Origin of the sequence: Caulobacter sp. HMWF025, assembly GCF_003060965.1 — a bacterium.
Classification (GTDB): domain Bacteria; phylum Pseudomonadota; class Alphaproteobacteria; order Caulobacterales; family Caulobacteraceae; genus Caulobacter.
On record NZ_QAII01000176.1, the window covers coordinates 1 to 10,827 of the forward strand.

General features: G+C 66.2%; 11 protein-coding genes. 10 read left to right on the forward strand and 1 reads right to left on the reverse strand.

Annotated features, from left to right (window positions below; all coding sequences use genetic code 11):
• The first annotated feature begins 144 nt into the window (after nucleotides 1-144).
• From DBR10_RS18495 to DBR10_RS18505, 3 genes are all read left to right on the forward strand, one after another.
• Entirely contained in the window at nucleotides 145-678 is a 534-nt protein-coding gene (locus tag DBR10_RS18495) for a peroxiredoxin (RefSeq protein WP_108504575.1), read from the forward strand.
• A gap of 73 nt (nucleotides 679-751) precedes the next feature.
• Nucleotides 752-1,861 (forward strand): helix-turn-helix domain-containing protein, encoded by a 1,110-nt coding sequence (locus DBR10_RS18500; RefSeq protein WP_108504574.1) that lies wholly within the window; start codon nucleotides 752-754, stop codon nucleotides 1,859-1,861.
• 78 nt (nucleotides 1,862-1,939) lie between these two features.
• The gene (locus tag DBR10_RS18505; RefSeq protein WP_199223495.1) at nucleotides 1,940-2,734 is read left to right on the forward strand and encodes a sterol desaturase family protein; all 795 of its coding nucleotides are present in this window, start codon (nucleotides 1,940-1,942) and stop codon (nucleotides 2,732-2,734) included.
• Here the strand turns inward: DBR10_RS18505 and DBR10_RS18510 are convergent.
• Nucleotides 2,709-3,377 carry a hypothetical protein gene (locus tag DBR10_RS18510; protein WP_108504572.1) on the reverse strand — a complete coding sequence of 223 codons (669 nt, stop codon included), beginning with the start codon at nucleotides 3,375-3,377 and terminating at the stop codon, nucleotides 2,709-2,711. The two genes, DBR10_RS18505 and DBR10_RS18510, sit on opposite strands and share 26 nt — an antisense overlap.
• Nucleotides 3,378-3,687: 310 nt before the next feature.
• Between DBR10_RS18510 and rpsF the strand changes: the two genes are divergently transcribed.
• The 7 genes from rpsF to alr all read left to right on the forward strand — a co-directional run.
• Nucleotides 3,688-4,074: a 30S ribosomal protein S6 gene (gene rpsF / locus DBR10_RS18515; RefSeq protein WP_062146221.1), complete on the forward strand. Its 387-nt coding sequence runs from the start codon at nucleotides 3,688-3,690 to the stop codon at nucleotides 4,072-4,074.
• A 15-nt stretch (nucleotides 4,075-4,089) separates the two neighbouring features.
• Nucleotides 4,090-4,362 carry a 30S ribosomal protein S18 gene (rpsR, locus tag DBR10_RS18520; RefSeq protein WP_108504571.1) on the forward strand — a complete coding sequence of 91 codons (273 nt, stop codon included), beginning with the start codon at nucleotides 4,090-4,092 and terminating at the stop codon, nucleotides 4,360-4,362.
• A 13-nt stretch (nucleotides 4,363-4,375) separates the two neighbouring features.
• A complete protein-coding gene (gene rplI / locus DBR10_RS18525; protein WP_108504570.1) occupies nucleotides 4,376-4,960 on the forward strand; it encodes a 50S ribosomal protein L9 in 585 nt (194 codons plus the stop codon).
• 193 nt (nucleotides 4,961-5,153) lie between these two features.
• A complete protein-coding gene (locus tag DBR10_RS18530) occupies nucleotides 5,154-7,601 on the forward strand; it encodes a TonB-dependent receptor plug domain-containing protein (RefSeq protein ID WP_108504569.1) in 2,448 nt (815 codons plus the stop codon).
• A 153-nt stretch (nucleotides 7,602-7,754) separates the two neighbouring features.
• Nucleotides 7,755-9,275 (forward strand): replicative DNA helicase, encoded by a 1,521-nt coding sequence (locus DBR10_RS18535; RefSeq protein WP_108504568.1) that lies wholly within the window; start codon nucleotides 7,755-7,757, stop codon nucleotides 9,273-9,275.
• A gap of 9 nt (nucleotides 9,276-9,284) precedes the next feature.
• Nucleotides 9,285-9,974 (forward strand): MarC family protein, encoded by a 690-nt coding sequence (locus DBR10_RS18540; RefSeq protein ID WP_108504567.1) that lies wholly within the window; start codon nucleotides 9,285-9,287, stop codon nucleotides 9,972-9,974.
• Between the two features lie 62 nt (nucleotides 9,975-10,036).
• Nucleotides 10,037-10,827, forward strand: a 791-nt coding sequence (gene alr / locus DBR10_RS18545) for an alanine racemase (protein WP_233243489.1), incomplete at its 3' end; no start/stop codon positions are given.

Consider the following 10,827-nt stretch of genomic DNA (forward strand, 5'->3'; position numbering starts at 1 on the left):
GGGTTATGGGAAAGCCTTGGTCCCGGCAAGTGCAGGGCGGACAAAGCCACCACCCTGGCCGGGCGAGCTTGCTTTCCAGAGAGCCGTGCGTCCAGATTGCCCGGCCGCCCGTAGCTGGGCCGACCAGAACCTCAGGAGCATCCCATGAACCGCCTGACCGCCGGCCTCGCGGCCCTTGCCGTGCTCGCCGCCACGCCCGCCCTCGCCGCCCTCAAGCCCGGGGACAAGGCCCCCGACTTCACCGCGCCAGGGGCCCTCGCCGGCAAGGATTTCAGCTTCACCCTGTCCAAGGCCCTCAAGAAGGGGCCGGTGGTGCTCTATTTCTTCCCGGCCGCCTATACCTCGGGCTGCACGGCTGAAGCCCATGAGTTTGCCGAAGCCACGCCTGATTTTGAAAAGCTGGGCGCGACCGTGATCGGCGTCACGGCGGGGAATGTCGACAAGATCAAGGACTTCTCGAAGGAGCACTGCCGCGACAAGTTCGCCGTCGCCGCGGCCAGCAAGGAGATGATCAAATCCTATGACGTGGCCCTGCCGGTGCCCGGCGGCTGGTCGAACCGGACCTCCTATGTGATCGCTCCCGACAGCAAGATCCTGATGGCCTATACCGACGGCAACTTCGCCGGGCACGTCAGCAAGACCATGGAGGCCGTGAAGGCCTACAAGGCAGCGAAATAGGTTCGACGAGCCAATTTCGAAATCGGCCAGCCTTGGGCCTTGAGGGGCGCAGGGCTGGCAGCGAAGATCGGTCATGACCGATCCTGTCCTGCTTGACGGTGTGGCGCGCGGTATCGCCGCCGGCACCTTCGCCGCCACGGCGGCTGCCATGGCCGCCAGCCGTCGTCTGGCCCCCGTTCGCTGGGTCAGCGTGCTGTTCTTTGTCAGCGCCATCGCTCACGTTTTTGACAGCGCCTACGGCGATGCCCACCCCAGCCTGCTGGCCTGGGGATTGTCGGTCACCGGCACCGGCCTGTTCTGGCTCTTTGCGCTCGGCCTTTTCGAGGACGAGCCGCTTCTGACCCCCTGGAAGGCGCTGCCCGCCCTGGTCAGCCTCGGCATCTGGCTGCTGACCCTGGTCGTCTCCCACGAGGTCGCCGTCTGGCTCTGGCGGGGTTTCGGTCTGATGACCCTGGGGCTGGTCGGACATGTCCTGCTGGTGGCCTGGCACGGCTGGCGCGATGACCTGGTCGATCAGCGCCGGCGGCTTCGTGCCCCGATCGCCGCCATGGCTGCAGGCTATGTTCTGGTCCAGGGAATCTGCAATTTCGGGCTCCCCGGGGTGGGGCCGGTTCTGAACGCGACACTGCTCCAGGGCCTTTGCCTGGCGGTACTCGGGTTGATGACCGCCGTGGCCCTCCTGCGGGTCGAGCCGGTTCTGGTCGAAGCGCCACGCCCCGTTACCGAGGGAGGCTCAAACCCGAAATCCGAGACCCTCGACCTCAGCCCGGCAGACCGTCTGGTCCTGGCGCGTCTGGACCGGGCCATGAACGAGGCCGAGGTCTGGCGCGGTGAGGACCTGTCGATCGGCACCCTGGCGGCCCTGGTCGGGGCCCCGGAACACAGGCTGCGCAAGCTGATCAACGGTGTGCTCGGCCACCGCAACTTCGCAGACTATGTCAACGGCCGCCGGATCGAGGCGGCCAAACAGGCCCTCGGCGATCCCGAACTGGCCCTCAAGCCGGTCTCGACCATTGCCTACGAACTGGGGTTTGCGTCGCTGGGACCGTTCAACAGGGCGTTCCGCGCGGCGACCGGCGCAACGCCGACCGCATGGCGCCAGACCGCCGCAGCGGCCAGCCCCGTACATCTTCGGCTGGTCGAAAGCGGCAAGCGTCCGCCGAATTCGAAGACCTCGGCCTGAGTTCCGGTTTCGGCGAGACCCGTCGTCGGCAAGCCGCTCCTCTGCCCCTACCCACTGGAGGAGCCGACGATGAACCTAATGACCCTGAAGCCCTATGCCCTGAACTGGCTGCAGGCCACCCAGGCCGACGTCCTGCGCTATGCGATCTTCGCAATCGGGGTCTGGCTCGTTCTCTGGGTGGTGCTGGCCCGCCCGCTGGCCGGCCGCAAGATCCGGCCGACCCAGCCGCCGGCATCCCAGCTCGTGATCGAGTTCCTGTGCTCGATCCGCTCGGTGATGATCTTCTCAACCATCGGACTGGTGAGCTTTGCGCTGTTTCGGGCGGGCTGGATGCCGGGTCCCTACATCGCCAGGGGTCTGGGGCCGGTCTGGTTCTGGACCAGCCTCGTCCTGATGGTGATCGGCCATGATGCCTGGTTCTACTGGACGCACCGGCTGATCCATGACCGTCGCCTGTTCCGTCGCTTTCATCGCCGCCATCACCGGTCGAACAATCCCTCGCCCTTTACCGCCTACAGCTTTGACCTCGGAGAAGCGGCCCTCAATGCGCTGTTCGTGCCGCTCTGGATGATGCTGATCCCGACCCAGTGGCCGGTTGTGGGCCTGTTTGTCCTGCACCAGATCGCGCGTAACACGCTGGGCCATAGCGGCTATGAACTGTTCCCGGCCCGCGGCGATGGTCGCCCGCTGCTGCCCTGGCTGACGACGGTGACACACCACGACCTGCATCATGCGCAGGCGGGCTACAACTACGGGCTTTACTTCACCTGGTGGGATCACTGGATGGGCACCGAGCACCCGCAGTATCTGGAACGCTTCGCTGCGGCCACGGCCCGTAAACCGGTGGCTACCAGTTCGCCTTCACCAGCTTGACCATGAAGCGGCCGTCCTGGAGGCGCCAGTCCTGGCCGTTGATGTTGGCGGCGCGCAGGCTGACGGTGAACTCTGCCGGGATGTCGAAGGGGCGGGTCACGCTGAGGTCCACCCCCTCGTCGCCGGTCGTGCCGCCGCCGAGGGCGATCGAACCGACCGGCTTGCCGTCGAGGGTGAGCGCCGAGCGCACATTGGCCCGTGCCACCGGGATCTGACCGGGGACGGCGATCACCTGACTGGCGTTCATGTCCATCGAGACGCTGACATAGTTGGCGCGCGGCAGCAGACCGAAGCCGAAGGCCTTGGACATCGAAGACCGGAACCGGGCCTCACGATCATTCCAGGAGGCTCCAAGGGCCAGGGCGCGCTTGCCCACCCGCGCCTCGTCGGGCTTCTGGATCAGGTTGAGATCGAGATCATAGGTCGGGCTTTCCAGCGTTCCGGCCACCTTGGCCGTCAGCCGGGCGCTTTCGGTGTCGCTGGAAATATCGACCGGCAGGGCCGCGGAATAACCGGTGAAACGACCGTCGTTGGCCGAGACCGCGAGGTCCGGCTTCTGGATCACCTGGGCGGCGGCCGTTCCCGACACAGCTGCGAGAAGCGCAAACGCCACACCGGCGCGAATGACAGCGCTGGTCAACATGGGCCTCTTCCTATCACAGACCGGACGCGCCACAAGCTTAAGCTGTCCCGACCACAACGGTCGAAGGCTGCTTGAAGTCCCGTGCCGCGCTTTCGGGCCCGAACGTCCCCGCAGTGCCCGATGGCATGGCAGCCCCGATGAAACCTTGTCTTTGCGAAGCTTCTCCTGTAGTAGCGCGCGTTCTCACGGATGGCGGTCTTTGGCGCAGCCCTCACGGGTACGGGATTTCCCGCTCGGCGCTCTGGAACCATCGTAATCGTCGGACTTCCGCCGTCGATCGCGCCGCCCTCCCAGCCGGAAGAAGGAAAACATGGCGTTCTACGAACACGTGGTCATCGCGCGGCAGGATATCTCGCCGCAACAGGCCGAAGCTCTGAACGAGCAAATCAAAGCCCTGATCGAAGAAGGCGGCGGTCACATCGCCAAGATCGAATACTGGGGCCTGCGTAACCTCACCTACCGCATCAAGAAGAACCGCAAGGGCCACTATTCCCTGCTCGCCATCGACGCTCCGGCGCCGGCGGTCAAGGAAGTCGAGCGCCAGCTGCTGATCAATGAAGACGTTCTGCGCTTCATGACCATCCGCGTGGAAGAGCTGGACCTGGAACTGTCGCCGGTTCTGGCCCGTCGTGACCGCGAACGCAGCGAGCGCCCCGAGCGTTCGGACCGTCCGCGCGACGACTTCGCCGCCGCGTAAGGGAGAAGAAAGATCATGACCGATACGACCGCTCCCGAAGCCGGCGCGCCCGCTGCCGGCGGTGCCCGCCGCCCGTTCTTCCGCCGCCGCAAGGTGTGCCCGTTCTCCGGCGCCAACGCGCCGAAGATCGACTACAAGGACGTGAAGCTGCTCCAGCGCTACGTTTCCGAACGTGGCAAGATCGTGCCCTCGCGCATCACCGCGGTGTCGGCCAAGAAGCAACGCGAACTGGCCAAGGCCATCAAGCGCGCCCGCTTCCTGGCTCTGCTCCCCTACGTCGTGAAGTAAGGGAGACCCCACGATGAAAGTCATTCTGCTCGAACGCGTTGACGGCACCGGCGTCCTTGGCGACGTGGTCACTGTGAAGGACGGCTTTGCCCGTAACTTCCTTCTGCCCCGCCACAAGGCCCTGCGCGCCAACAACGCCAACATGAAGGCCTTCGAGGTTCAGCGCGCTGAAATCGAAGCCCGTAACGTCAAGAACCGCGAAGCCGCGGGCGCCAACGGCGAAACCCTCGACGGTACGCAATACGTGATGATCCGTCAGGCTGGCGAAAGCGGCCAGCTGTACGGTTCGGTCGCGGGTCGCGACGTCGCCGACGCCATCAAGGCCGAAGGCGGCAAGGTCGATCGCTCGATGATCGTTCTGGACAAGCCGATCAAGACGCTGGGCGTTCACGAAGTGAAGGTGAAGCTGCATGCTGAAGTGACCGTCACGGTCACGCTCAACATCGCACGCAGCGCCGACGAAGCCGAGCGCCAGTCGCGCGGTGAAGACGTCGTCGCCGCTCAATTCGAAGAAGACCGCGCGGCTGACGCCGAAGCGGCCTCGGACATGGCCGCCGGTGGCGCCGGTTCGTTCGAAGGCGACCACTACGAAGCCTGATCCATAACGGATCGGTGACGATTGAAACGGCGCGGAGCAATCCGCGCCGTTTTTTTCTGCATTTTGCCGTAGAAATGCTTAGCTTGTAGGCACCACCCGCGCGCCCCATCTGTAGTCTCGAGGATGGCCAAGGCCGGCCTCAGCCGGGACAAGAGCGGTCATCGCCCCCGGTCTTCACTGAGGGGATAGATCCATGAACTACCGAACTCTTCTGCTGGCGGCAGCCTCGGCGGCCGCCCTCTCGGGCGTCGCCCACGCCCAGACCGCGGCCCCGGCCGGCGGCAATGACTCCGTCGCCGTCGACGAAGTGATCGTCACGGGCACCCGGGTCGTGGGACGCTCGCGTCTCGACACCCTGGCCCCCGTCGATGTCGTCACCGCCAAGACCCTGCAGCAGCGCGGCACCACCGAACTGGCCGCGGCCCTGTCGGCCACCGTGCCGTCGATCACCTTCCCGCGCCCGTCGAACACCGATGGTACAGACTCGGTCCGCCCCGCCGTGCTGCGCGGCCAGGGCCCGGACCAGACCCTGGTGCTCGTCAACGGCACGCGCCGCCACACCAGTGCCCTGATCAATGTGAACGGCTCGGTCGGGCGCGGTTCGGCCGCAGTCGATCTCAACGCCATCCCGTCGGTGGCGCTTGACCGCATCGAAGTCCTCCGCGACGGCGCAGCCGCCCAGTACGGCTCGGACGCCATCGCCGGGGTCGTCAACCTGCGCCTGCGCGAAGCCGACCACGGCGGCGGCGCAACGGTGACCGCCGGCCAGTATGTCACCGAGTTCCGGGGGCTGCAGACCGGCGAGAAGCGCAAGATCACCGACGGCCAGACCGTCACCGTCGCCGGCTGGCAGGGCCTCAAGCTCGGCGCGGACGGCTTCCTGACCCTGTCGGCTGAATATCGCGACCGCGACTTCACCAACCGCAGTGACATCGACCGCCGCGTCACGCCGCTGCGCATCACCTCGCGCTTCGGCGATCCCGAAGTGACCGACGTGACCTTCTATGCCAATGCCGGCAAGCCGATCGGCGAGAGCTGGGAAGCCTATGGCTGGTACGGCTATCAGCAGCGCGACGCCGAGGCCTCGGCCACCTACCGCCTGCCGACCGACGCGACCCAGAACATCCCCAGCGTCTATCCGAACGGCTACCTGCCGCTGATCACGACCAATACCGAGGACGTCACCGCCGCCGGAGGCCTGCGCGGCGACTGGAACGGCTTCAAGATCGACGCGAACCTCGTCTATGGCAGCAATGACATCGACTTCGGGGTCAAGAACACCCTGAACCCCTCGTATGGCCCCACCTCGCCGACCCGCTTCAAGGCCGGTGGCCTGAACTATGACCAACTGGCCCTCGGCGTGGATGTCAGCCGCGAGGTCGAGGTCGGTCTGGCCGGCCCGCTGAACGTCGCCTTCGGTCTTGAGGCCCGCAAGGAGACCTTCCAGATCAATGCCGGCGAGGTCGCCTCCTATGCCCGGGGCACCGTGTCGCCGACCCTGGCGTTCGGCTCGCGCGGCTTCACCGGCTTCACCCCCAGCAATGAGGTGGATGTCGATCGCAATGCCGTCGGGGTCTATCTGGACCTGGAAGGCAAGGTCACCGACAAGCTGACGACCTCGGCGGCCATCCGCTATGAGGACTATTCCGACTTCGGCACCAATACGAGCTGGAAGCTGTCGGGCCGCTACGACTTTACACCGGCCTTCGCGATCCGCGGTGCGGCTTCGACCGGCTTCCGGGCCCCCAGCCTGCAGCAGCAGTATTTCACCGCCACCTCGATCCTCTACATCAACCAGACGTTGGGCGGGATCACCACGGCCGTGCCGTTCGAGACCGGCACCTTCCCGTCGGTCAGCACCATCGGCAAGGCCCTCGGGGGCAAGCCCCTCGAGGCCGAGAAGTCCAAAAACTTCTCGCTCGGCGGCGTCTACCACAAGGGTCCCTTCGAGCTGACGGTCGATGCCTATCGCATCGACATCGACAACCGGATCGTCCTGACCGAGACCCTGACCGGCAGCGCCACGGCCGCGACCGGCACCAATGCCCGGGTGGTGTTTGACCTACTGTCGCCCTACGGAGCCTCGGCCGGACGCTTCTTCACCAACGGCGTCGACACCAAGACCGTGGGCCTCGATGTCGTGGCCCGCTACCGGATCGTCGACGAGCAGGCCGGCACCTTCGACCTGACCGCTGCGGCCAATGTCAACGACCTCTCGGTCAAGCGGACGCCATCGACCAGTGTCCTGCCCACGCCGGTGTCGCTGTTTGCCCGCCAGGCCACCCTGCGCTTTGAAAAGGGTACGCCCCGCCAGAAGGTCACCCTGCAGGGCGACTGGACCAAGGACCAGTGGGGGGCGACCCTGCGGACCAGCTTCTACGGCAATGTCCTGGCCCCCGGGACCGCAGCTGACGGCAGCGGTGACTGGCGGACCGGCGTGCAGGGTCTGGTGGACCTGGAAGGCCGCCGCCGTCTGGGCGACAACCTGACGGTCTCGGTCGGTGCCGACAACCTGTTCGACCAGTATCCCGACCAGGTGCCGCCGAACCTGAACACCAGCGGCGGCAATCCGTGGTCGAGCTTCTCGCCGTTCGGCTTCAACGGCCGGTTTGTCTACAGCCGCATCAGCCTGACCTGGTAACAGCCCCGACACCTGTCGGAGCAAGGCGCGGGGAGCCATCCCCGCGCCTTTTTGCTGCCTGGGCTTCGGCCTGGAACATACATAAAACATCCACATCGATCTCGGAGCCGCGACAAAGGCGCACGCGCGCGAGACCGCAGCCCGCGTTAACCTATAGGGATGTCTATCGTCCCAGCCCTCGACCTGCGTCCGCCCTTCCAGGACATCACCATCGCGGTGGCTCCGCACAACCTGGAAGCCGAGCAGGCCCTGCTCGGCGTGCTGCTCTATGACAACGCGGCCTATGAGCGGCTGACCGACGCCCTGAATGGCAGGCACTTCTACGAGCCCTTCCACCAGCGGCTCTTCCAGTCGATCGAGACCCATATCCGCAAGGGCCAGCTGGCCGAACCGATCCTGCTGGCCGACGAGTTCAAGAAGGACCCGGCCTTCGAGGAACTGGGCGGCCTTCGCTACCTGGCCGACCTCGTCGATCGCGCGCCGCCGGCCGCCAATGTCGGCGACTATGCCCGGGCGGTCTTCGATCTAGCCCTCCGCCGCGACCTGATCCGGATCGGCGGCGAGATTGCCAGCGTGGCCCACGGCGGCGGCGACGAGAACAAGCCGGCCCGCGACCAGATCGAAGCGGCTGAACAGCAACTCTACACCCTGGCCGAAAGCGGCACGGCCTCGTCGGGGTTCGTCAGCTTCGGTGACGCCCTGCGCGGCGCGGTCGAGATGACCGCCGAGGCCTACAGCCGCGACGGCGGCATGTCCGGCGTGGCCACCGATCTGGTTGATCTCGACCAGAAGATCGGCGGCCTGCACCCGTCCGACCTCGTGGTCCTGGCCGGTCGACCGTCGATGGGCAAGACGGCTCTGGCCACCAACATCGCCTTCAACATCGCCCGCAAATATGCCTACGAAATCCAGCCGGACGGCACCAAGAAGACCGTCCAGGGCGGGGTCGTGGCCTTCTACTCCCTCGAAATGAGTGCCGAACAGCTGGCCCTGCGTATGCTCGCTGACGCCTCAGGCGTTTCGGGCGACCGGCTCCGCAAGGGCGAGATCGATGCCTCCGAGTTCGGGCGGGTGCGCGATGCGGCCATGGAGCTTCAGGAAGCCCCCCTCTATATCGACGCCACCGGCGGTATCTCGATTGCCAAGCTGACGGCGCGGGCGAGACGCCTGAAGCGCCAGGTCGGCCTCGACCTTGTGGTCGTCGACTACCTGCAACTGGTCACGGGGTCGGACCTCGGCTCAAACGCCAACCGCGTGCAGGAAGTCAGCCAGATCACCATGGGCCTCAAGGCCCTGGCTAAGGAACTGGGCTGCCCGGTTATCGCCCTGTCGCAGCTCTCGCGTCAGGTCGAGCAGCGGGAAGACAAGCGGCCGCAGCTGTCGGACCTTCGTGAATCCGGCTCGATCGAGCAGGACGCCGACATGGTCTGGTTCGTCTATCGTGAGTCCTACTATGTCGGCCGGGCCGAGCCGCGCGAAGGCACGCCCGAACACCTGACCTGGCAGGAGGACATGGACCGCCTGCAGGGCCTCGCCGAGGTGATCATCGCCAAGCAACGCCACGGCCCGATCGGCACCGTGCGTCTGTCCTTCAACAGCGACACCACCCGTTTCGGCAATCTGGCGCGCGACCACTATTTCGCCCAGGCCCGGAACATTCCTTCGGACGAATAGGCCAGGACCGTGGACTTCAGCCCCCTGCCCGTCTCGAGCTTCGTCGGAGCCTTCCTGCTGGCCTTCCCGGCCCTGTTCTCGATCGTCAATCCGGTCGGGGCGTCGCTGATCTTCGATCAGGCCATGGGCAGCCGCAGCCGGGCCGACCGGCAGAGCCTCGCGCGCACCATCGGCTTCTATGCCTTTCTCGTTCTGCTGGGGTCGCTGCTGCTGGGCGGCTACATCCTCAACTTCTTCGGTGTCAGCCTCGGGGCCCTGCGGGTGGCCGGCGGTCTGGTGGTCGGCATTCGCGCGTGGAGCCTGCTGATGGATCCGCAGGAGCAGGAGGACCGCAAGACCAGCCACACCGAACCGGCAAAGGACCACGAGGACATCGCCTTCTTCCCGATGACCATGCCCTTCACGACCGGTCCGGGATCGATTTCTGTGGCCATCGCCCTGTCGTCGCAGCGCCCTGCCGAAGGTAGCGCGACCGCTTTTTTCCTCGGAGCCGGCGTCGCAGCGGCCGGGGTCGCGGTTCTGGTATGGCTGCTCTACAGCGCCTCGGACCGTGTCACGCGGCTACTCGGACAGTCCGGAGCGCGGGTGATGTCACGGCTGGTCGCCTTCCTGCTGCTCTGTATCGGTGTCCAGATCACCGCCTCGGGTTTTGAAAACCTCGTCTCGGTGTTTCTTACGACCCATCGCGGACTGTTCTAGCTGGAAATGCCGGGCCTGCTCCGCTACGCCCGGGGCTCGCTTCACCGGATTGCAAAGCCCAAGTGACCGACCTCCAAGACGCTCGCCTGACGATCGACCTCGACGCCCTGGCTTCCAACTATGCCGCGCTGAAGTCGGCGGCCGGCGGGGCCGAGATTGCGCCGGCGGTCAAGGCGGACGGCTATGGGCTGGGGGCGGCACGCGTCGCCGACCGGCTCTGGCAGGAGGGCGCACGCAGCTTCTATGTCGCCCGGCTTTCCGAGGGGCTCGCCCTGCGCGCTAGCCTGGGCGACCGACCGGCCGACATCCACGTTCTCGACGGCGCGACACCCGGCTCGGCGGCAGCGCTCGAGGCCGCCGATCTCAAGCCTGTCCTCAACAGCCTGCCCCAGATCGAAGCCTGGAACAGCCACGCCCGCGACGGGCGACGGGCGGCCAGCCTGCACATCGATACCGGCATGAACCGCCTGGGCCTGCGCCTGGAGGAGATCAAGGTCCTGCTCGGCGCGATGGACCGGCTCAAGCATGTCGAAATCGTTCAGGTGCTCAGCCATCTGGCCTGCGCCGACACGCCGGATCACCCGCTGAACCGGCAGCAGCTCGAGCGCTTCACCGAGGCCGCTGCGCTGTTCCCGCAGGCCCGCAGGAGCCTGGCCAATTCAGCCGGGATCTTCCTGGGACCGGACTACGCCTTCGACCAGGCCCGTCCAGGCATCAGCCTCTATGGCGGTGGCCCGACCGGTGTGCCCGACGCCAGGATCCGGGCCGTCGCCACGCTGGAAGCCCCGATCCTGCAGGTGCGTAATCTGCCGCGCGGCGAGAGCATCGGTTATGGCGCGACCTATACCGCCAC

Bases quoted from the DNA above. Each gene is read 5' to 3' on its own strand.
- DBR10_RS18495 (WP_108504575.1), top strand. From the start codon at position 145: ATGAACCGCCTGACCGCCGGCCTCGCGGCCCTTGCCGTGCTCGCCGCC.
- DBR10_RS18500 (WP_108504574.1), top strand. From the start codon at position 752: ATGACCGATCCTGTCCTGCTTGACGGTGTGGCGCGCGGTATCGCCGCC.
- DBR10_RS18505 (WP_199223495.1), top strand. From the start codon at position 1,940: ATGACCCTGAAGCCCTATGCCCTGAACTGGCTGCAGGCCACCCAGGCC.
- DBR10_RS18510 (WP_108504572.1), bottom strand. From the start codon at position 3,377: ATGTTGACCAGCGCTGTCATTCGCGCCGGTGTGGCGTTTGCGCTTCTC.
- rpsF (WP_062146221.1), top strand. From the start codon at position 3,688: ATGGCGTTCTACGAACACGTGGTCATCGCGCGGCAGGATATCTCGCCG.
- rpsR (WP_108504571.1), top strand. From the start codon at position 4,090: ATGACCGATACGACCGCTCCCGAAGCCGGCGCGCCCGCTGCCGGCGGT.
- rplI (WP_108504570.1), top strand. From the start codon at position 4,376: ATGAAAGTCATTCTGCTCGAACGCGTTGACGGCACCGGCGTCCTTGGC.
- DBR10_RS18530 (WP_108504569.1), top strand. From the start codon at position 5,154: ATGAACTACCGAACTCTTCTGCTGGCGGCAGCCTCGGCGGCCGCCCTC.